The following is a 21,507-nucleotide window of genomic DNA, read 5'->3' as shown; positions in this document are numbered from 1 at the left end:
GTTGCGTTGTGCGTGATCCGCTTGAGGCTTGTTCGGTGTGCGTTGCCTGTAAGGCGCACGCTGAATAAGGTGTTGAAAAACTCTCGTCAGGTCCGCATAATGGTCGGCCTGATTTTGCTTTTAGGTCAGTAGCTCAATTGGCAGAGCGACGGTCTCCAAAACCGTAGGTTGGGGGTTCGATTCCCTCCTGACCTGCCAGATTCCCTAGATGTAATCTGGCTTTCTTTTCACAGGATCTCCGTAGATGAATCCCAAGGCTGAAGCATCAGACTCTCGCTTTGATATGCTGAAGTGGCTCCTGGTAGTCGTTTTGGTTGTCGTGGGTGTTGTCGGTAATCAGTATTATTCTGCTGAGCCGATCCTGTACCGCGTTCTTGCTCTCCTTGTGATTGCTGCTGCCGCTGCATTTGTAGCGTTGCAGACCGGTAAGGGTAAAGCCTTCTTCGTTTTGGCGAAAGAAGCTCGCGCTGAGATTCGTAAAGTCGTATGGCCTACTCGCCAAGAAACCACTCAAACCACGTTGATCGTTGTGGCAGTTGTGCTGGTTATGGCGTTGCTGTTGTGGGGGCTTGATTCCCTGCTCGGCTGGCTTGTTTCCTTGATAGTTGGCTAAGGGTGTCCCGTGGCTAAGCGTTGGTACGTAGTGCATGCTTACTCGGGTTACGAGAAGCATGTCATGCGCTCGTTGATCGAGCGTGTGAAGCTGGCAGGCATGGAAGATGGCTTCGGCGAAATCCTGGTTCCCACTGAAGAAGTGGTTGAAATGCGTAATGGCCAGAAGCGCAAAAGCGAACGCAAGTTCTTCCCAGGTTACGTGCTTGTCCAGATGGACATGAATGAGGGTACTTGGCACTTGGTCAAGGACACCCCGCGTGTCATGGGCTTCATCGGCGGTACCGCAGATAAGCCTGCTCCGATCACTGACAAAGAAGCAGAAGCGATTCTGCGTCGTGTTGCTGACGGTAGCGACAAGCCGAAGCCGAAAACTCTGTTCGAGCCGGGTGAGGTTGTTCGTGTCACCGACGGTCCGTTCGCTGATTTCAACGGCACGGTTGAAGAAGTTAACTACGAAAAGAGCCGGATTCAAGTGGCGGTGCTCATTTTCGGACGCTCTACCCCGGTAGAGCTGGAGTTCAGTCAGGTCGAAAAGGCATAACTGAGCTGGAATCCCATACCCCGCAGCCCAAGGCTGTGGGGTTTTTTCGTCACTGGGATATACGCGTAAGTAACCGGGGAGCCTTTATTGGCGCTTGAACCCGTAATTGGAGTGCCTCATGGCCAAGAAGATAACCGCATACATCAAGCTGCAAGTGAAAGCCGCTCAGGCTAACCCAAGCCCGCCAGTTGGTCCTGCTCTGGGTCAGCACGGTGTGAACATCATGGAATTCTGCAAAGCGTTCAACGCCCGTACTCAGGGTATTGAGCCAGGCTTGCCGACTCCAGTGATCATCACTGTATACAGCGACCGTAGCTTCACTTTCGAAACAAAAAGTACTCCTGCATCGGTTCTGCTGAAGAAAGCTGCAGGCTTGACCAGCGGCTCGGCTCGCCCGAACACCGTTAAAGTTGGCACCGTGACTCGTGCTCAGCTGGAAGATATCGCTAAAGCAAAAAATGCGGATCTGACTGCAGCTGACATGGAAGCGGCCGTGCGTACCATCGCCGGTTCCGCTCGTAGCATGGGCCTTAACGTGGAGGGTGTGTAATGGCTAAGCTGACCAAGCGTCAAAAGGCAATCGCCAGCAAGATCGAAGCTGGTAAGTCTTACAATTTCGTAGACGCCGCAGCCCTGCTGACCGAGCTGTCGACCGTCAAGTTCAGCGAGTCCGTAGACGTTGCTGTTAACCTGGGTGTTGATCCTCGTAAGTCCGACCAGGTTGTTCGTAGCGCTACCGTACTGCCGCACGGCACTGGTAAAACTGTACGCGTTGCAGTGTTCACTCAGGGTCCTGCTGCTGAAGCTGCTCTGGCTGCCGGTGCTGATCGCGTTGGTATGGATGATCTGGCTGCTGAAATGAAAGCGGGCGATCTGAACTATGACGTCGTTATCGCTTCCCCGGACGCAATGCGCGTTGTGGGTCAGCTGGGTCAGGTGCTCGGTCCTCGTGGTCTGATGCCTAACCCGAAAGTCGGCACCGTTACTCCTGACGTGGCTAACGCCGTCAAGAACGCCAAGGCTGGTCAGGTTCGTTATCGCACCGACAAAAACGGCATCATCCACACTTCCGTTGGCAAGGTCGGTTTCGACGCCGTCAAGCTGAAGGAAAACGTTGAAGCCCTGATCGCTGATCTTAAGCGTATCAAGCCTGCTTCTTCGAAAGGTATTTACGTCAAGCGCATCACCCTGAGCACCACTATGGGCCCAGGCCTGGTCATCGACCAGGGTTCGTTGGAAGCGTAAGACAGAAACTGTGCGGTTTTACGCCGTACCGTTTGAAAGATTGGGGTCCCTGCCTGGCGGGGGCTATCCAAGACCGTAGGCGACGCAAGTCTTAAACCTCAAGCCTACGCAGATGGTGCTCCCGGTTCCTTACCGAATCAGACACCAAAACGACATCTGACTCCGGTCGGATGAAACGGTAACAAGCAGGAGTTAAACCCGTGGCAATTAAACTCGAAGACAAGAAGGCCATCGTCGCTGAAGTCAACGAGGCTGCCAAAGCTGGTCTGTCCGCTGTCGTGGCTGATGCCCGCGGTGTGACGGTCGGCGCTATGACCGGACTCCGTAAAGAGGCTCGTGAAGCTGGCGTTTACGTACGTGTTGTACGTAACACCCTGCTCAAGCGCGCTGTTGCTGACACTGAATTCAGTGTCCTCAACGACGTGTTCACTGGCCCGACCTTGATTGCGTTCTCCAACGAACATCCTGGCGCTGCTGCCCGTCTGTTCAAGGAATTCGCCAAAGGTCAGGACAAGTTCGAGATCAAGGCAGCTGCGTTCGAGGGCAAGTTCCTCGCAGCTAATCAGATCGATGTACTGGCAAGCCTGCCGACCCGTGACGAAGCAATTTCTCAGCTGATGAGCGTGATTCAAGGCGCTACCAGCAAGTTGGCTCGTACTCTGGCGGCTGTTCGCGACCAAAAAGAAGCAGCTGCAGCCTAAGGCTGAGTCAGATCTTTTCGCGTATTTTTGTTTATTTTGATGGTCGCGTAGGCCGTCCCCCAATTCAGGAAATTGAGTCATGTCCATCTCTCAAGACGATATCCTTAACGCCGTAGCTGAAATGTCCGTTCTGCAGGTTGTAGAGCTGATCAAGGCGTTCGAAGAGAAGTTCGGCGTTACCGCTGCTGCCGGTTCGGCTGGTCCAGCTGTTGCTGTCGCTGTTGCTGAAGAGCAAACTGAATTCAACGTCATGCTGCTGGAAGCTGGCGAGAAGAAAGTTAACGTCATCAAGGCAGTACGTGAACTGACCGGTCTGGGCCTGAAAGAAGCCAAGGCAGTCGTTGACGGCGCGCCAGCAATGGTTCTGGAAGCTGTTGCCAAAGACGCAGCTGACAAAGCCAAAGCTACTCTGGAAGAAGCAGGCGCTAAAGTCGAGCTGAAATAAGCATCGACTTTGAGTGTCCAGCCCACGCGATTAGCGAAAGGCTGATGGCTGGTGGCTTTTGCCACCGGCCTTTTTCCGTTATAGACGATTGGCGCTGTCAACGTCTGTAATGTGCGGTATCCACCGATGGCGGTGGCGCAAACCAAGGGGTTTGCAAGATTTTCTGGCTGCTTCCGTCGGGAGGGAGCCAAACAAGCAGGTGACCAAGCTGGGGAACGCTGATGGCTTACTCATATACTGAGAAAAAACGTATCCGCAAGGACTTTAGCAAGTTGCCGGACGTAATGGATGTGCCGTATCTCTTGGCCATCCAGCTGGATTCGTATCGCGAATTCCTGCAGGCGGGAGCGACCAAAGATCAGTTCCGCGACGTCGGTCTGCATGCAGCCTTCAAATCCGTTTTCCCGATCATCAGCTACTCCGGCAATGCTGCGCTGGAGTATGTAGGTTATCGCTTGGGCGAACCGGCATTTGATGTCAAGGAATGCGTGCTGCGCGGTGTGACTTACGCAGTACCTCTGCGGGTCAAGGTCCGTCTGATCATTTTCGACAAAGAATCGTCGAACAAAGCGATCAAGGACATCAAAGAGCAAGAAGTCTACATGGGTGAAATCCCCCTGATGACTGAAAACGGTACCTTTGTAATCAATGGCACCGAGCGCGTTATCGTGTCTCAGCTTCACCGCTCGCCTGGCGTATTCTTCGACCACGACCGTGGCAAGACGCACAGCTCCGGTAAGCTGCTTTACTCCGCTCGTATCATTCCTTACCGCGGTTCGTGGCTGGACTTCGAGTTCGATCCGAAAGACTGCGTATTCGTCCGTATCGACCGTCGTCGCAAGCTGCCTGCGTCCGTACTTCTGCGCGCTCTGGGTTATACCACCGAGCAAGTGCTCGATGCTTTCTACACCACCAACGTATTCCATGTGCGCGGCGAAAACCTGAGCCTGGAACTGGTGCCTCAGCGCCTGCGTGGTGAAATTGCCGTTCTGGATATTCTGGACGACAAGGGCAAGGTCATTGTCGAGCAGGGTCGCCGTATTACCGCTCGTCACATCAACCAGCTGGAAAAAGCCGGGATCAAAGAGCTGGAAGTACCTCTGGACTACGTCCTGGGTCGTACTACTGCCAAGGTCATCGTGCATCCGGCAACCGGTGAGATCATTGCCGAGTGCAACACCGAGCTGAACACTGAAATCCTGGCCAAGATCGCCAAGGCTCAGGTCGTTCGCATCGAAACGTTGTACACCAACGACATCGACTGCGGTCCGTTCGTCTCTGACACGCTGAAGATCGACTCCACCAGCAACCAACTGGAAGCGCTGGTCGAGATCTATCGCATGATGCGTCCTGGCGAGCCGCCAACCAAGGATGCCGCTGAAACACTGTTCAACAACCTGTTCTTCAGTCCTGAGCGTTACGACCTGTCTGCTGTAGGTCGGATGAAGTTCAACCGTCGTATCGGTCGTACTGAAATCGAAGGCTCGGGCGTGCTGTGCAAGGAAGACATCGTAGCGGTCCTCAAGACCCTCGTTGACATCCGTAACGGCAAAGGCATTGTCGATGACATCGACCACCTCGGTAACCGTCGCGTTCGTTGCGTTGGTGAGATGGCCGAGAACCAGTTCCGTGTAGGTCTGGTCCGTGTCGAGCGCGCTGTCAAAGAGCGCCTGTCCATGGCAGAAAGCGAAGGCCTGATGCCTCAGGACCTGATCAACGCCAAGCCTGTTGCGGCGGCGGTCAAGGAATTCTTCGGTTCCAGCCAGCTTTCCCAGTTCATGGACCAGAACAACCCGCTGTCCGAGATCACTCACAAGCGCCGTGTTTCTGCACTCGGCCCTGGCGGTCTGACTCGTGAGCGTGCTGGCTTTGAAGTTCGAGACGTTCACCCGACTCACTACGGCCGTGTTTGCCCGATCGAGACGCCTGAAGGTCCGAACATCGGTCTGATCAACTCCCTGGCGGCCTATGCCCGCACCAACCAGTACGGCTTCCTTGAGAGCCCGTACCGTGTGGTCAAGGAAGGTCTGGTAACCGAAGAAATCGTTTTCCTTTCTGCGATCGAAGAAGCGGACCACGTCATTGCTCAGGCTTCGGCTGCAATGAACGACAAGCAAGAGCTGATCGACGAGCTGGTTGCTGTGCGTCACTTGAACGAATTCACCGTCAAGGCACCTGCCGATGTCACCCTGATGGACGTTTCGCCCAAGCAGGTTGTGTCGGTAGCCGCGTCGCTGATTCCGTTCCTCGAGCACGATGACGCCAACCGCGCATTGATGGGTTCCAACATGCAGCGTCAGGCTGTACCGACCCTGCGTGCCGACAAGCCGCTGGTAGGTACCGGCATGGAGCGCAACGTTGCCCGTGACTCCGGCGTTTGCGTCGTGGCTCGTCGTGGTGGTGTGATCGACTCGGTTGACGCCAGCCGTATCGTTGTTCGCGTTGCCGATGACGAAGTAGAAACAGGTGAGGCAGGTGTAGACATCTACAACCTGACCAAATACACCCGCTCCAACCAGAACACCTGCATCAACCAGCGTCCGCTGGTCAGCAAGGGTGACCGTGTTCAGCGTAGCGACATCATGGCCGACGGCCCGTCCACCGATATGGGTGAACTGGCGCTGGGTCAGAACATGCGCATCGCGTTCATGGCCTGGAACGGTTTCAACTTCGAAGACTCCATCTGTCTTTCTGAGCGTGTTGTTCAGGAAGACCGCTTCACCACGATCCACATTCAGGAACTGACCTGTGTGGCACGTGACACCAAGCTTGGGCCAGAGGAAATCACAGCTGACATCCCTAACGTGGGTGAGGCTGCTCTGAACAAGCTGGACGAAGCGGGTATCGTTTATGTAGGTGCCGAAGTCGGCGCCGGCGACATCCTGGTCGGTAAGGTCACTCCGAAAGGCGAGACCCAGCTGACTCCGGAAGAAAAACTGTTGCGCGCGATCTTCGGTGAGAAAGCCAGCGACGTTAAAGACACCTCCCTGCGTGTACCAACCGGTACCAAAGGTACTGTCATTGACGTTCAGGTCTTCACCCGTGATGGTGTCGAGCGTGATGCGCGTGCCCTGTCCATCGAGAAGTCGCAACTCGACGAGATCCGCAAGGATCTGAACGAAGAGTTCCGTATTGTCGAAGGCGCTACTTTCGAACGTCTGCGCTCTGCGCTGGTGGGTCGTGTAGCCGAAGGCGGTGCTGGCCTCAAGAAAGGTCAGGAAATCACCAACGAAGTGCTTGATGGTCTTGAGCATGGTCAGTGGTTCAAACTGCGCATGGCTGAAGACGCTCTGAATGAGCAGCTTGAGAAAGCTCAGGCCTACATCGTTGATCGTCGCCGTCTTCTGGATGACAAGTTCGAAGACAAGAAACGCAAACTGCAGCAAGGCGATGACCTGGCTCCAGGCGTTCTGAAAATCGTCAAGGTCTACCTGGCAATCCGTCGTCGCATCCAGCCGGGCGACAAGATGGCCGGTCGTCACGGTAACAAGGGTGTGGTCTCCGTGATCATGCCGGTTGAAGACATGCCGCACGATGCCAATGGCACGCCGGTGGATATCGTCCTCAACCCGCTGGGCGTACCTTCGCGTATGAACGTTGGTCAGATTCTCGAAACCCACCTGGGCCTCGCGGCCAAAGGTCTGGGCGAGAAGATCAACCGCATGCTTGAAGAGCAGCGTAAAGTTGCTGAGCTGCGCAAGTTCCTTAACGAGATCTACAACGAAATCGGCGGTCGTCAGGAAACTCTGGAAGACCTCAGCGACAACGAAATCCTGGACCTCGCGAAGAACCTGCGTAACGGCGTACCGATGGCTACCCCGGTTTTCGACGGTGCCAAGGAAAGCGAAATCAAGGCAATGCTCAAGCTGGCAGATATGCCGGAAAGCGGCCAGATGCAGCTGTTCGACGGTCGTACCGGCAACAAGTTTGAACGTGCTGTAACGGTTGGCTACATGTACATGCTGAAGCTGAACCACTTGGTGGACGACAAGATGCACGCGCGTTCCACTGGTTCGTACAGCCTGGTTACCCAGCAGCCGCTGGGTGGTAAGGCACAGTTCGGTGGTCAGCGTTTCGGGGAGATGGAAGTGTGGGCGCTGGAAGCATACGGCGCGGCGTACACTCTGCAGGAAATGCTCACAGTGAAGTCGGACGATGTGAACGGTCGTACCAAGATGTACAAAAACATCGTGGACGGCGATCACCGTATGGAGCCGGGCATGCCCGAGTCTTTCAACGTGTTGATCAAAGAAATCCGTTCGCTCGGTATCGATATCGATCTGGAAACCGAATAACACGTGACGCGAATCGGGGGCAGGGCGGTATTGCCTGCTCCCTGCTCCGCCAGGAGGAAAAGCCTTGAAAGACCTACTGAATTTGCTGAAAAACCAGGGTCAAGTCGAAGAGTTCGACGCAATCCGTATCGGACTTGCATCGCCTGAGATGATCCGCTCTTGGTCGTTCGGTGAAGTTAAAAAGCCGGAAACCATCAACTACCGTACGTTCAAGCCTGAGCGTGACGGTCTGTTCTGCGCCAAGATCTTTGGCCCGGTAAAAGATTACGAGTGCCTGTGCGGTAAGTACAAGCGCCTGAAGCACCGCGGTGTCATCTGCGAAAAATGCGGTGTTGAAGTAGCACTGGCCAAGGTTCGTCGCGAGCGTATGGCTCACATCGAGCTGGCTTCGCCGGTTGCTCACATCTGGTTCCTGAAATCGCTGCCGTCCCGTATCGGCTTGCTGATGGACATGACCCTGCGTGATATTGAACGCGTTCTCTACTTTGAGAGCTATGTCGTTATCGATCCAGGCATGACTACCCTTGAAAAAGGTCAGCTGCTGAACGACGAGCAGTACTTCGAAGCCCTCGAAGAGTTCGGTGACGACTTCGACGCCCGCATGGGTGCCGAGGCTGTTCGTGAACTGCTGCACGCTATTGATCTGGAGCACGAAATTGGCCGTCTGCGCGAAGAGATTCCGCAAACCAATTCCGAGACCAAAATCAAGAAGCTGTCCAAGCGTCTGAAGCTGATGGAAGCCTTCCAGGGTTCCGGCAACCTTCCTGAATGGATGGTGCTGACCGTTCTGCCGGTTCTGCCGCCAGATCTGCGTCCTCTGGTTCCGCTTGACGGGGGCCGTTTCGCGACGTCCGACCTCAACGATCTGTATCGTCGAGTGATCAACCGTAACAACCGTCTGAAGCGTCTGCTGGATCTGTCTGCTCCCGACATCATCGTGCGTAACGAAAAGCGCATGCTGCAGGAAGCGGTCGATGCATTGCTCGACAACGGTCGTCGCGGTCGTGCGATCACAGGTTCGAACAAGCGTCCTCTGAAGTCCCTGGCTGACATGATCAAGGGTAAGCAAGGTCGTTTCCGTCAGAACTTGCTCGGTAAGCGCGTTGACTACTCGGGCCGTTCGGTAATTACCGTAGGTCCGACCCTGCGTCTGCATCAGTGCGGTCTGCCGAAAAAAATGGCTCTCGAGCTGTTCAAGCCGTTCATCTTCGGCAAGCTGGAAATGCGTGGCCTGGCCACGACCATCAAGGCTGCCAAGAAGATGGTCGAGCGCGAGCTGCCAGAGGTCTGGGACGTTCTTGCTGAAGTCATTCGCGAACACCCAGTGCTTCTGAACCGTGCGCCAACTCTTCACCGTCTGGGCATCCAGGCGTTTGAACCAGTATTGATCGAAGGTAAGGCTATTCAGCTGCACCCGCTGGTCTGTGCTGCGTACAACGCTGACTTCGACGGCGACCAGATGGCCGTTCACGTACCTCTGACGCTGGAAGCTCAGCTCGAAGCGCGTGCACTGATGATGTCGACCAACAACATCCTGTCGCCAGCCAACGGTGAGCCAATCATCGTTCCTTCGCAGGACGTTGTACTGGGTCTGTATTACATGACTCGTGAAGCGATCAACGCCAAGGGCGAAGGTCGTGTGTTTGCGGATCTGCAGGAAGTCGACCGCGTATTCCGCGCCGGCGAGGCGGCTCTGCATGCCAAGGTCAAGGTTCGTATCCACGAAACGGTCAACGACCGTGATGGTGGCAGCGTCAAGAACACCCGTATCGTCGACACCACTGTTGGCCGTGCGTTGCTGTTCCAGGTGGTTCCGGCCGGCCTGTCGTACGACGTCGTCAACCAGCCTATGAAGAAGAAGGCGATCTCCAAGCTGATCAACCAGTGCTATCGCGTGGTTGGTTTGAAAGAGACCGTGATCTTCGCTGACCAGTTGATGTACACCGGTTTTGCCTACTCGACCATTTCGGGTGTTTCCATCGGCGTTAACGACTTCGTTATCCCGGATGAAAAAGCTCGCATCATCGACGCGGCCACCGAAGAAGTTAAAGAGATCGAAAGTCAGTACGCCTCCGGCCTGGTAACCCAGGGCGAGAAGTACAACAAGGTGATCGACCTCTGGTCCAAGGCCAACGACGAAGTGTCCAAGGCAATGATGTCGAACCTCTCGAAAGAGAAGGTCATCGATCGTCATGGCGTCGAAGTTGACCAGGAATCCTTCAACTCGATGTACATGATGGCTGACTCCGGTGCGCGTGGTTCTGCTGCCCAGATTCGCCAGCTGGCAGGTATGCGTGGTCTGATGGCCAAGCCTGACGGCTCCATCATCGAAACGCCGATCACTGCGAACTTCCGTGAAGGTTTGAGCGTACTTCAGTACTTCATCTCCACTCACGGTGCTCGTAAGGGTCTTGCGGATACCGCACTGAAAACCGCTAACTCCGGTTATCTGACTCGCCGTCTGGTAGACGTTGCTCAGGATCTGGTGGTTACCGAGGTGGATTGCGGTACCGAGCACGGTCTGCTGATGACTCCGCACATTGAAGGCGGTGACGTTGTAGAGCCGCTGGGTGAGCGCGTACTGGGTCGAGTTATCGCCCGTGACGTGTTCAAGCCGGGTACAGAGGACGTCATCGTTCCTGCTGGCACGCTGGTAGACGAGAAGTGGGTCGAGTTCATCGAGCTGAACAGCATCGACGAAGTGATCGTTCGCTCGCCAATCAGCTGTGAAACGCGCTACGGCATCTGTGCCAAGTGCTACGGTCGCGACCTGGCTCGCGGTCACCAGGTCAACATCGGTGAAGCTGTCGGCGTAATCGCTGCACAGTCGATCGGTGAGCCGGGTACCCAGCTGACAATGCGTACGTTCCACATTGGTGGTGCGGCAAGCCGGACCTCGGCAGCCGACAGCGTTCAGGTGAAGAATGGCGGTACTGTCCGTCTTCACAACCTGAAGCACGTTGAGCGTGTTGACGGTCACCTGGTTGCGGTATCCCGCTCCGGTGAGCTGGCCATCGCTGATGACTTCGGTCGCGAGCGTGAGCGTTACAAACTGCCATACGGTGCAGTGATTTCGGTGAAGGAAGGCGACAAGGTCGACGCTGGCTCTATCGTGGCCAAGTGGGATCCGCACACTCACCCAATCGTCACCGAGATGAAAGGTACTGTTACCTACGTCGGCATGGAAGAAGGCATCACGATCAAGCGTCAGACAGACGAATTGACCGGTATGACCAACATTGAAGTGCTTGATGCCAAAGACCGTCCGGCTGCCGGCAAGGACATCCGTCCTGCTGTGAAGATGGTTGGTCTGGATGGCAAGGATCTGCTGTTGCCAGGTACTGACGTACCTGCTCAGTACTTCCTGCCAGCCAACGCCCTGGTCGGTGTGGCTGACGGTGCGCAGATCGCGATCGGTGATGTTATCGCTCGTATTCCGCAGGAAACTTCGAAGACTCGTGACATCACCGGTGGTCTGCCGCGTGTTGCCGACCTGTTCGAAGCCCGTCGTCCGAAAGAGGCGTCGATCCTTGCAGAAGTCAGCGGTACCATCGCATTCGGTAAAGAAACCAAAGGCAAGCGCCGTCTGGTCATTACCCCGAACGACGGTAGCGATCCGTACGAAGAGCTGATTCCGAAGTGGCGTCACCTGAACGTCTTCGAAGGCGAGCAAGTGAACCGCGGCGAAGTTATCTCCGACGGTCCTAGCGATCCACACGACATCCTGCGTCTGTTGGGTGTGAGTGCGCTGGCCAAGTACATCGTTAACGAGATTCAGGACGTATACCGTCTGCAAGGCGTGAAGATCAACGACAAGCACATCGAGACGATTCTGCGTCAGATGCTGCGCAAAGTTGAAATTGCCGAGTCTGGCGATTCCAGTTTCATCAAGGGCGACCAGATGGAATTGACTCACGTACTGGTAGAAAACGAGCGTTTGAGCACGGAAGACAAGTTTGTCTCCAAGTTCACTCGCGTGTTGCTGGGTATCACCAAGGCATCGCTGTCCACCGAGTCGTTCATCTCCGCGGCCTCCTTCCAGGAGACAACCCGCGTACTGACCGAGGCGGCTGTGACTGGCAAGCGCGATTACTTGCGCGGCCTGAAGGAAAACGTGGTTGTGGGTCGTCTGATCCCGGCCGGTACCGGTCTGGCTTATCACAGCGAGCGTAAGCGTCGCCGTGAAATGGACAAACCGACCCGTGTCAGCGCGAGCGAAGTAGAAGCCGCTCTGACTGAAGCGTTGAACTCCAGCGGTAATTGAGACTAAAGCCTCGGCATTTTCATCTGGCAGACAGCACGTTTTCGTGTCGTTTGCCTCTTGAGGATGTCGGGGCTTTGTCTTGACTGGGGGCGGGATCCTCTTTAGACTCTTGTACCCCTAAATTTGGCGGGGCTTGTGCCCTGTCATTTGCTTTTCTTGTAAGACAATAGCGTCGCAAGACAACAGTGGAGCTAGTAGATGGCAACTATCAACCAGCTGGTACGTCAGCCGCGTAAGCGTATCGTCGAGAAATCCGACGTGCCTGCGCTGCAGAACTGCCCGCAACGTCGCGGTGTGTGCACTCGTGTGTATACCACCACGCCGAAAAAACCTAACTCGGCATTGCGTAAAGTCTGCCGTGTGCGCCTGACCAACGGTTTCGAGGTTTCCTCGTACATCGGTGGTGAAGGTCACAACCTGCAAGAGCACAGCGTGGTACTGATCCGTGGCGGTCGTGTAAAAGACTTGCCAGGTGTTCGTTATCACACCGTTCGTGGTTCTCTGGATACTTCCGGCGTTAAAGGCCGTAACCAGGGTCGCTCGAAATACGGTACTAAGAAGCCTAAGTAGTTTTTGGCTTCTGTGTGAAATTGCAGATTTCTATTTTTCTGAGTCGATAAGAGTAAGGTCGGGCGCATCCCTTGCAGGATGGTGGTCCCGAGCTAACCTGAAGACCGTTTGAGGGCTTATCCATGCCAAGAAGACGCGTAGCAGCCAAGCGCGAAGTGCTTGACGATCCAAAATACGGCAGCCAGATCCTGGCCAAGTTCATGAACCACGTTATGGAAAGCGGCAAGAAAGCCGTTGCCGAGCGTATCGTTTATGGCGCGCTGGAAAAGGTTAAAGAACGCAAGAACAGCGACCCCCTGGAAATCTTCGAGAAAGCTCTCGACGCCATCGCTCCGCTGGTCGAAGTAAAGTCGCGCCGTGTAGGCGGTGCCACTTACCAGGTTCCTGTCGAAGTTCGTCCGTCCCGTCGTAATGCTCTGGCAATGCGTTGGCTGGTAGACTTCGCGCGCAAGCGCGGTGAGAAGTCAATGGCGCTGCGTTTGGCTGGCGAACTGCTGGACGCCGCCGAAGGTAAAGGTGCTGCGGTCAAGAAGCGTGAAGACGTGCACCGTATGGCTGAGGCCAACAAGGCTTTCTCGCACTACCGCTTCTAATTTCAGCGTCACTAATTTTGCGAGGGCTTTATGGCTCGTACTACTCCGATTGGCCGCTACCGTAACATTGGTATCGTTGCTCACGTGGATGCTGGTAAAACCACCACCACCGAGCGCGTCCTTTTTTACACCGGCAAAAGCCACAAAATGGGCGAGGTGCATGACGGCGCCGCGACCACGGACTGGATGGTTCAGGAGCAGGAGCGTGGTATTACCATTACTTCTGCTGCTATTACTGCCTTCTGGCAGGGTTCCGAGAAGCAACACAAAGACCAATACCGTTTCAACGTTATTGACACCCCGGGCCACGTTGACTTCACCATTGAAGTTGAGCGTTCCCTGCGTGTACTCGATGGCGCGGTCGTTGTGTTCTGTGGCACTTCCGGCGTAGAGCCGCAGTCCGAAACCGTATGGCGTCAGGCCAACAAGTACGGTGTTCCACGTATCGTTTACGTGAACAAGATGGACCGTGCTGGTGCAAACTTTCTGCGCGTAATCGCTCAGATCAAGCAGCGCCTGGGTCACACCCCGGTACCGATCCAGTTGGCCATTGGTGCCGAAGACAACTTCCAGGGTCAGATCGATCTGATGTCCATGGAAGCTGTTTACTGGAACGATGCCGACAAGGGTATGGTTCCACGTCGTGAGCCTATCCCTGCCGAGCTGCAGGAACTGGCTGATGAGTGGCGCAGCAACATGGTTGAGGCTGCTGCCGAAGCCAGCGAAGAGCTGATGAACAAATACCTCGAAGGTGAAGAGCTCACCAACGAGGAAATCAAGGCCGCTCTGCGTCAGCGTACTATCGCTGGTGAGATCGTTCTTGCTGTTTGCGGTTCTTCCTTCAAGAACAAGGGCGTTCCCTTGGTTCTCGACGCCGTGATCGACTACCTGCCGGCTCCGACCGACATTCCAGCTATCAAGGGTTCCGATCCTGATAACGAAGAAGTCCTGATGGAGCGTCATGCAGACGACAACGAGCCGTTCTCGGCTTTGGCGTTCAAGATCGCTACCGACCCATTCGTGGGTACCTTGACTTTCGTCCGCGTTTACTCGGGCGTGTTGGCATCCGGCGACGGCGTGATCAACTCGGTGAAAGGCAAGAAAGAGCGTGTGGGTCGTATGGTGCAAATGCACGCAAACGCCCGCGAAGAAATCAAGGAAGTTCGCGCTGGTGACATCGCGGCCTTGATCGGCATGAAGGACGTCACCACTGGTGAGACCTTGTGCAACGCTGACAAGCCAATCATCCTGGTTCGCATGGACTTCCCGGAGCCGGTTATTTCGGTTGCCGTTGAGCCAAAAACCAAGGATGACCAGGAAAAAATGGGTATCGCTCTGGGCAAACTTGCTCAGGAAGACCCTTCTTTCCGCGTCAAGACTGATGAAGAGACTGGTCAAACGATCATCTCTGGCATGGGCGAGCTGCACCTGGACATCCTGGTTGACCGGATGCGCCGTGAGTTCAACGTCGAAGCCAACATCGGCAAGCCTCAGGTTTCCTATCGTGAGCGCATCACGAAGAATTGTGAAATCGAAGGCAAGTTCGTTCGTCAATCCGGCGGTCGTGGCCAGTTCGGTCACTGCTGGATCCGTTTTGCACCTGCTGACGAAGGTCAGGAAGGTCTGCAATTCGTAAATGAAGTGGTAGGTGGTGTTGTTCCCAAGGAATACATCCCGGCTATCCAGAAGGGTATCGAAGAGCAGATGAAGAACGGCGTTGTTGCCGGCTATCCGCTGATCGGCCTGAAGGCTACCGTGTTTGATGGTTCCTACCATGACGTCGACTCGAACGAGATGGCGTTTAAGGTGGCTGCTTCCATGGCGACCAAGCAACTGGCCCAGAAGGGCGGTGGTGAGTTGCTTGAGCCGATCATGGCGGTAGAGGTTGTTACGCCTGAAGACTATATGGGTGACGTGATGGGCGACCTTAACCGCCGTCGCGGCATGATCTTGGGTATGGAAGATACGGTTTCCGGCAAAGTAATTCGTGCCGAGGTTCCGTTGGGTGAGATGTTCGGTTATGCGACCGACGTTCGCTCCATGTCTCAGGGTCGCGCAAGCTACTCTATGGAATTCAAAAAATACAATACAGCTCCGTCGCACATCGTCGAAACTGTAACCAAAAAACAAGGCTGATTCAGCGCCTTTAGGCTAGGAGTTATTTGTCGTGGCTAAAGAAAAATTTGATCGTTCCCTCCCGCACGTCAACGTTGGCACCATTGGTCACGTTGACCACGGTAAAACCACGCTGACCGCTGCTCTGACTCGCGTCTGCTCCGAAGTTTTCGGTTCGGCTGCTGTTGAATTCGACAAGATCGACAGCGCACCTGAAGAGAAAGCTCGTGGTATTACCATCAATACCGCGCACGTCGAATACAAATCGTTGATCCGTCACTACGCTCACGTTGACTGCCCAGGTCACGCTGACTACGTGAAGAACATGATCACCGGTGCTGCCCAGATGGACGGCGCTATTCTGGTTTGTTCGGCCGCTGATGGTCCGATGCCACAAACCCGTGAGCACATCCTGCTGTCCCGTCAGGTTGGCGTTCCGTACATCGTGGTTTTCCTGAACAAGGCCGACCTGGTAGACGACGCTGAGCTGCTGGAACTGGTTGAGATGGAAGTGCGCGATCTGCTGAGCACTTACGACTTCCCAGGCGACGACACTCCGATCATCATCGGTTCTGCTCGTATGGCTCTGGAAGGTAAAGATGACAACGAAATGGGCACCACTGCCGTTCGTAAACTGGTTGAAACACTGGACTCCTACATTCCAGAACCAGTTCGTCTGACCGACAAGCCGTTCCTGATGCCAATCGAAGACGTGTTCTCGATCTCCGGTCGCGGTACTGTTGTGACTGGTCGTATTGAGCGCGGTATCGTCAAGGTTCAGGATCCACTGGAAATCGTTGGTCTGCGTGACACTACCGTCACCACCTGCACCGGTGTTGAAATGTTCCGTAAGTTGCTCGACGAAGGTCGTGCTGGCGAGAACTGCGGCGTTCTGCTGCGTGGTACCAAGCGTGACGACGTTGAGCGTGGTCAGGTTCTGGTCAAGCCAGGTACCGTCAAGCCGCACACTCAGTTCGAAGCTGAAATCTACGTTCTGAGCAAAGAAGAAGGCGGTCGTCACACTCCGTTCTTCAAGGGCTACCGTCCACAGTTCTACTTCCGTACTACCGACGTAACTGGTAGCTGCGAACTGCCGGAAGGCGTAGAAATGGTTATGCCAGGTGATAACGTTAAAGTTTCCGTTACCCTGATCAAGCCAATCGCAATGGAAGATGGTCTGCGTTTCGCAATCCGTGAAGGCGGTCGTACCGTCGGCGCTGGCGTCGTGGCCAAAATCATCGCGTAAGCGTTGATTCCCAAAAAGAGCCCCCGCAACGCGGGGGCTTTTTTATTGGGTTGACACCTAGTGAGGTCGTCTATAGAATTGCGCCTCCTTTTAACGGGCGTATTGCGCTCGGTGGGAACAGCAATCTGGAGTCTGAATCCAATGCAAAACCAGCAAATCCGTATCAGGTTGAAGGCTTTTGACCATCGCCTGATCGACCAATCAACCCAGGAAATCGTGGAAACCGCGAAACGTACTGGTGCACAGGTGCGTGGTCCGATTCCACTGCCGACTCGTAAAGAGCGGTTCACCGTTCTGGTTTCTCCGCACGTCAACAAAGACGCGCGCGACCAGTATGAGATCCGTACTCACAAGCGTGTTCTGGACATTGTTCAGCCAACGGAAAAAACCGTTGATGCGCTTATGAAGCTTGATCTTGCGGCCGGTGTGGAAGTTCAGATCAGCCTCGGCTAAGACTTGGGTCTTAGTCGTGTAACGCTCTGAAATGGGCGGCCATAGCGGGTGAAAGCCCCGTACACTCATGAGGTTTACAACATGACTATTGGTGTAGTCGGTCGTAAATGCGGTATGACCCGTATTTTCACCGAAGAAGGTGTCTCCATTCCGGTCACGGTCATTGAGATCGAGCCGAATCGCGTCACTCAGTTCAAAACCGAAGAAACCGATGGCTATCGTGCAGTGCAAGTCACTGTCGGCGAGCGTCGCGCTTCGCGTGTTACAGCCGCTCAGGCTGGCCACTTCGCCAAGGCGAACGTTGCTGCCGGTCGTACTGTCATGGAATTCCGTCTTGAAGAAGGCGACTACCAGGCTGGCGATCAGATCAACGCTGAAATCTTCGCCGCTGGTCAACTGGTTGATGTAACCGGTCAGTCCAAGGGTAAAGGCTTCCAGGGTACGATCAAGCGTTGGAATTTCCGTGGTCAAGACAATACCCACGGTAACTCCGTCTCCCACCGCGTCCCAGGCTCTATCGGCCAGTGCCAGACTCCTGGTCGTGTATTCAAGGGCAAAAAAATGTCCGGTCATATGGGCGCTGAGCGCGTGACCGTGCAGTCCCTGGAAGTAGTGCGCGTGGACGCTGAACGCAATCTGTTGTTGGTCAAGGGTGCTGTTCCTGGCGCTACTGGCGGCAACCTGGTTGTACGTCCGGCAGCCAAGGCTCGCGGTTAAGGGGAAGCTGACATGCAATTAAATGTAAATGACGCTCAGGCAATCGAAGTTTCCGAACTGACATTTGGCGGCGAATTCAACGAGACGCTGGTTCACCAGGCAGTCGTGGCCTACATGGCTGGCGGTCGTCAGGGTAGCAAGCAGCAAAAGACCCGTTCCGACGTTCGTGGTGGCGGTAAGCGCCCTTGGCGTCAGAAAGGTACTGGCCGTGCTCGTGCCGGTACTATCCGTAGCCCAATCTGGCGTGGCGGCGGTACCACTTTCGCAGCTCGTCCTCAGGATCACACTCAGAAGCTCAACAAGAAGATGTATCGCGCTGCTCTGCGCTCCATCCTTGCTGAACTGGTTCGTACTGATCGTTTGGTCGTGGTTCAGGACTTCGCTGTTGAAGCACCGAAAACCAAAGATTTGCTGAACAAGCTGACTGGCATGGGCCTGACTGACGTCCTGATCGTGTCTGACGCTGTTGACCAGAATCTGTACCTGGCTGCTCGTAACCTGCCGCACGTTGATGTACGTGACGTTCAAGGTTCCGATCCAGTTAGTCTGATCGCATACGACAAAGTGTTGATCACTGTGTCGGCCGTGAAGAAATTCGAGGAGCTGCTGGGATGAACCAGGAACGCGTATTTAAAGTTCTGCTTGGCCCGCACGTTTCCGAGAAGGCTACGGTTCTTGCAGACAAAAAAGGTCAGTTCGTTTTCAAGGTTGCTACTGACGCAACCAAGCTGGAAATCAAGAAGGCCGTCGAAAGCCTGTTCAGCGTGAAAGTAGAGCGTGTTACTACCCTGAATGTTCTGGGTAAGAGCAAGCGCACTGCTCGCGGTCTGGGCAAGCGTAATGACTGGAAGAAGGCAGTTATCTCCCTTCAGCCAGGCCAAGATCTCGATTTCAGCAGCAGTGCTGAGTAAGGAAGGGGTGCATCATGGCAATCGTTAAATGCAAACCGACTTCCCCTGGCCGCCGTTTTGTGGTCAAGGTGGTCAACCAGGAGCTGCATAAAGGCGCTCCTCACGCACCGCTGCTCGAGAAAAAATCGAAGTCTGGTGGTCGTAACAACAATGGTCGTATTACCACCCGTCATATCGGTGGTGGCCATAAGCAGCATTATCGTCTGGTCGACTTCCGTCGCAACGACAAGGATGGCATCGCTGCCACCGTCGAGCGTATCGAATACGATCCAAACCGTACTGCTCACATTGCTCTGCTGCTTTACGCAGACGGCGAGCGCCGCTACATCATCGCCCCTAAAGGCGTGAGTGCTGGCGACCAGCTGATTGCAGGTGCTCTGGCACCAATCAAGCCGGGCAACGCTCTTCAACTGCGCAACATTCCAGTTGGTAGCACCGTACACGGCATCGAACTGAAGCCAGGTAAAGGCGCACAAATCGCTCGTTCCGCTGGTGCCTCGGCACAGCTGATCGCTCGTGAAGGTGTGTACGTTACCCTGCGTCTTCGCTCCGGTGAAATGCGTAAAGTACTGTCTGAGTGCCGTGCAACGCTGGGCGAAGTCTCGAACTCCGAGCACAGCCTTCGTTCGCTGGGTAAAGCGGGTGCCAAACGCTGGCGTGGCGTTCGCCCAACCGTTCGTGGTGTTGCCATGAACCCGGTTGACCACCCACATGGTGGTGGTGAAGGTCGTACCTCTGGTGGTCGTCATCCGGTATCGCCGTGGGGCTTCCCGACTAAGGGCGCGAAGACTCGTGGTAATAAGCGTACCGACAAAATGATCGTCCGTCGTCGCAAGTAAATAGAGGGATACGACAGTGCCACGTTCTCTGAAAAAAGGTCCTTTTATTGATCTTCACCTACTGAAGAAGATCGAAGTGGCGGCGGAAAAGAACGATCGCAAACCAGTTAAAACCTGGTCGCGTCGTTCGATGATCCTGCCACAAATGGTCGGTCTGACCATTGCAGTGCATAACGGTCGTCAACATGTCCCAGTTCTCGTGAACGAAGACATGGTCGGCCATAAACTAGGCGAGTTTGCCGGTACCCGCACATATCGTGGGCACGTGGCAGACAAGAAAGCCAAGCGTTAAGGGGTAAGGAACGATGGAAGTAGCCGCTAAGTTGTCGGGCGCTCGAATCTCCGCCCAGAAAGCCCGCTTGGTCGCCGACCAGATCCGCGGGAAGAAGGTGGGCGAAGCGCTCAACCTGTTGGCTTTCAGCAGTAAGAAAGCCGCCGAGATCCTGAAGAAAGTGCTGGAGTCGGCTGTAGCCAACGCCGAGCATAACGAAGGCGCAGACGTTGATGACCTCAAGGTCTCCACCGTTTTCGTCAACGAAGGGCGTTCGCTGAAGCGCATCATGCCACGTGCTAAAGGCCGTGCTGATCGCATCGTCAAGCGGTCTTGCCATATCACTGTCAAGGTTGCTGACAAGTAACGGAGTCGAAGAGATGGGTCAGAAAGTACATCCCATTGGCATTCGCCTGGGAATCGTCAAGGAGCACACCTCCGTCTGGTACGCAGACGGTCGGACTTATGCGGACTATTTGTTCGCTGATCTGAAAGTGCGTGAGTACCTCCAAGACAAATTAAAAAGCGCGTCCGTCAGCCGTATCGATATCCATCGTCCGGCTCAGACAGCACGTATCACCATCCACACCGCTCGTCCAGGTATCGTTATCGGGAAGAAAGGTGAAGATGTTGAGAAACTGCGTCAGGACCTGACCAAGCAAATGGGTGTGCCTGTGCACATCAATATCGAAGAGATCCGTAAGCCGGAGCTCGACGGTATGCTGGTTGCGCAGAGCGTAGCTCAGCAGCTGGAGCGTCGCGTAATGTTCCGTCGCGCTATGAAGCGCGCTGTTCAGAACGCCATGCGCATTGGTGCCAAAGGCATCAAAATCCAAGTGAGCGGTCGTCTCGGCGGTGCTGAAATCGCACGTACTGAATGGTATCGCGAAGGTCGTGTGCCACTGCACACCCTGCGTGCCGACATCGACTATGCCAACTACGAAGCTCACACCACTTACGGTGTGATCGGTGTAAAGGTTTGGATCTTCAAAGGCGAAGTAATTGGTGGTCGCCAAGAAGAACTGAAACCACAAGCACCAGCGCCTCGTAAAAAAGCTGCTAAGTAAGGGGTACGCCAAATGTTGCAACCAAAGCGTACGAAGTTCCGCAAGCAGATGACCGGCCACAACCGTGGTCTGGCACTGCGCGGTAGCAAAGTCAGCTTCGGCGAGTTCGCGCTGAAGTCTGTTGCTCGTGGTCGTCTCACCGCTCGTCAGATCGAGTCAGCGCGTCGTGCTCTGACCCGTCACGTTAAACGTGGCGGCAAGATCTGGATCCGTGTGTTCCCGGACAAGCCTGTAACCAAAAAGCCACTCGAAGTTCGGATGGGTAAAGGTAAGGGTAACGTGGAGTACTGGGTTGCCCAGATTCAGCCAGGCAAAGTCCTGTATGAAATCGAGGGTGTTACTGAAGAGCTGGCGCGTGAGGCTTTCGCCCTGGCTGCTGCAAAGCTGCCGCTCGCCACCTCCTTTGTTAAGCGGACGGTGATGTGATGAAAGCGAATGAACTTCGTGAAAAATCAGCACAGCAGCTGAACGAGCAACTGCTCGGCCTGCTGCGCGACCAGTTCAATCTGCGTATGCAGAAAGCAACTGGCCAGTTGGGGCAGTCTCATCTGCTCTCGCAAGTTAAGCGTGACATCGCTCGCGTGAAAACTGTGCTCAACCAGCAGGCAGGTAAGTAATC

22 protein-coding genes and 1 tRNA gene are annotated in these 21,507 nt (G+C 54.9%); all 23 read left to right on the top strand.

Annotation, left to right across the window (positions count from 1 at the left end; all coding sequences use genetic code 11):
- Positions 1–122: 122 nt before the first annotated feature.
- The 23 genes from KP808_RS22685 (at position 123) to rpmC (ending at position 21,505) form a co-directional block, all read left to right on the top strand.
- Positions 123–198, top strand: a tRNA-Trp gene (locus tag KP808_RS22685).
- Between the two features lie 46 nt (positions 199–244).
- Positions 245–613 (top strand): preprotein translocase subunit SecE, encoded by a 369-nt coding sequence (secE, locus tag KP808_RS22680; RefSeq protein WP_002555502.1) that lies wholly within the window; start codon positions 245–247, stop codon positions 611–613.
- A gap of 9 nt (positions 614–622) precedes the next feature.
- Complete coding sequence (gene nusG, locus KP808_RS22675; RefSeq protein ID WP_002555501.1) at positions 623–1,156, top strand: transcription termination/antitermination protein NusG; 534 nt, start codon at positions 623–625, stop codon at positions 1,154–1,156.
- A gap of 118 nt (positions 1,157–1,274) precedes the next feature.
- Positions 1,275–1,706 (top strand): 50S ribosomal protein L11, encoded by a 432-nt coding sequence (rplK, locus tag KP808_RS22670; protein ID WP_002555500.1) that lies wholly within the window; start codon positions 1,275–1,277, stop codon positions 1,704–1,706.
- Positions 1,706–2,401: a 50S ribosomal protein L1 gene (rplA, locus tag KP808_RS22665; protein WP_002555499.1), complete on the top strand. Its 696-nt coding sequence runs from the start codon at positions 1,706–1,708 to the stop codon at positions 2,399–2,401. The genes rplK and rplA overlap by 1 nt, the downstream gene beginning before the upstream one ends.
- 200 nt (positions 2,402–2,601) lie before the next feature.
- Positions 2,602–3,102 carry a 50S ribosomal protein L10 gene (gene rplJ / locus KP808_RS22660; protein ID WP_003431816.1) on the top strand — a complete coding sequence of 167 codons (501 nt, stop codon included), beginning with the start codon at positions 2,602–2,604 and terminating at the stop codon, positions 3,100–3,102.
- Positions 3,103–3,181: 79 nt separating this feature from the next.
- The gene (gene rplL / locus KP808_RS22655) at positions 3,182–3,547 is read left to right on the top strand and encodes a 50S ribosomal protein L7/L12 (protein WP_054071944.1); all 366 of its coding nucleotides are present in this window, start codon (positions 3,182–3,184) and stop codon (positions 3,545–3,547) included.
- A 221-nt stretch (positions 3,548–3,768) separates the two neighbouring features.
- Positions 3,769–7,842, top strand: coding sequence for a DNA-directed RNA polymerase subunit beta (gene rpoB, locus KP808_RS22650; RefSeq protein WP_058402690.1), 4,074 nt, complete (start codon positions 3,769–3,771; stop codon positions 7,840–7,842).
- Positions 7,843–7,906: 64 nt separating this feature from the next.
- Positions 7,907–12,106, top strand: a complete 4,200-nt coding sequence (gene rpoC / locus KP808_RS22645) for a DNA-directed RNA polymerase subunit beta' (RefSeq protein WP_002555495.1) — start codon at positions 7,907–7,909, stop codon at positions 12,104–12,106.
- A 198-nt stretch (positions 12,107–12,304) separates the two neighbouring features.
- Positions 12,305–12,676: a 30S ribosomal protein S12 gene (gene rpsL, locus KP808_RS22640; RefSeq protein ID WP_002555494.1), complete on the top strand. Its 372-nt coding sequence runs from the start codon at positions 12,305–12,307 to the stop codon at positions 12,674–12,676.
- A gap of 122 nt (positions 12,677–12,798) precedes the next feature.
- On the top strand, positions 12,799–13,269 hold the full coding sequence (gene rpsG / locus KP808_RS22635) for a 30S ribosomal protein S7 (protein WP_002555493.1): 471 nt from the start codon (positions 12,799–12,801) through the stop codon (positions 13,267–13,269).
- A gap of 30 nt (positions 13,270–13,299) precedes the next feature.
- Entirely contained in the window at positions 13,300–15,405 is a 2,106-nt protein-coding gene (gene fusA / locus KP808_RS22630; protein WP_004666356.1) for an elongation factor G, read from the top strand.
- 31 nt (positions 15,406–15,436) lie between these two features.
- A complete protein-coding gene (tuf, locus tag KP808_RS22625) occupies positions 15,437–16,630 on the top strand; it encodes an elongation factor Tu (RefSeq protein ID WP_003369027.1) in 1,194 nt (397 codons plus the stop codon).
- A 141-nt stretch (positions 16,631–16,771) separates the two neighbouring features.
- Complete coding sequence (gene rpsJ, locus KP808_RS22620; RefSeq protein WP_002555491.1) at positions 16,772–17,083, top strand: 30S ribosomal protein S10; 312 nt, start codon at positions 16,772–16,774, stop codon at positions 17,081–17,083.
- 81 nt (positions 17,084–17,164) lie between these two features.
- The gene (rplC, locus tag KP808_RS22615) at positions 17,165–17,800 is read left to right on the top strand and encodes a 50S ribosomal protein L3 (protein ID WP_002555490.1); all 636 of its coding nucleotides are present in this window, start codon (positions 17,165–17,167) and stop codon (positions 17,798–17,800) included.
- Positions 17,801–17,812: 12 nt separating this feature from the next.
- Positions 17,813–18,415, top strand: a complete 603-nt coding sequence (rplD, locus tag KP808_RS22610; RefSeq protein WP_002555489.1) for a 50S ribosomal protein L4 — start codon at positions 17,813–17,815, stop codon at positions 18,413–18,415.
- Entirely contained in the window at positions 18,412–18,711 is a 300-nt protein-coding gene (gene rplW, locus KP808_RS22605) for a 50S ribosomal protein L23 (RefSeq protein WP_002555488.1), read from the top strand. The genes rplD and rplW overlap by 4 nt, the downstream gene beginning before the upstream one ends.
- A gap of 14 nt (positions 18,712–18,725) precedes the next feature.
- Positions 18,726–19,550, top strand: coding sequence for a 50S ribosomal protein L2 (rplB, locus tag KP808_RS22600; protein ID WP_003317104.1), 825 nt, complete (start codon positions 18,726–18,728; stop codon positions 19,548–19,550).
- Positions 19,551–19,566: 16 nt separating this feature from the next.
- On the top strand, positions 19,567–19,842 hold the full coding sequence (gene rpsS / locus KP808_RS22595; RefSeq protein WP_002555486.1) for a 30S ribosomal protein S19: 276 nt from the start codon (positions 19,567–19,569) through the stop codon (positions 19,840–19,842).
- 13 nt (positions 19,843–19,855) lie between these two features.
- Entirely contained in the window at positions 19,856–20,188 is a 333-nt protein-coding gene (rplV, locus tag KP808_RS22590) for a 50S ribosomal protein L22 (protein WP_002555485.1), read from the top strand.
- Between the two features lie 13 nt (positions 20,189–20,201).
- Positions 20,202–20,888 (top strand): 30S ribosomal protein S3, encoded by a 687-nt coding sequence (gene rpsC / locus KP808_RS22585; protein WP_003176422.1) that lies wholly within the window; start codon positions 20,202–20,204, stop codon positions 20,886–20,888.
- A gap of 12 nt (positions 20,889–20,900) precedes the next feature.
- Complete coding sequence (rplP, locus tag KP808_RS22580; protein ID WP_002555482.1) at positions 20,901–21,314, top strand: 50S ribosomal protein L16; 414 nt, start codon at positions 20,901–20,903, stop codon at positions 21,312–21,314.
- Entirely contained in the window at positions 21,314–21,505 is a 192-nt protein-coding gene (gene rpmC, locus KP808_RS22575; protein WP_002555481.1) for a 50S ribosomal protein L29, read from the top strand. Before rplP ends, rpmC begins: the two co-directional genes overlap by 1 nt.
- The last annotated feature ends 2 nt before the right edge of the window (positions 21,506–21,507 follow it).

This window comes from Pseudomonas savastanoi, from assembly GCF_020917325.1.
GTDB lineage: Bacteria > Pseudomonadota > Gammaproteobacteria > Pseudomonadales > Pseudomonadaceae > Aquipseudomonas > Aquipseudomonas amygdali.
The sequence above is the reverse complement of the archived record's forward strand: the minus strand, read 5'-3'. Positions and strand labels throughout refer to the sequence as shown.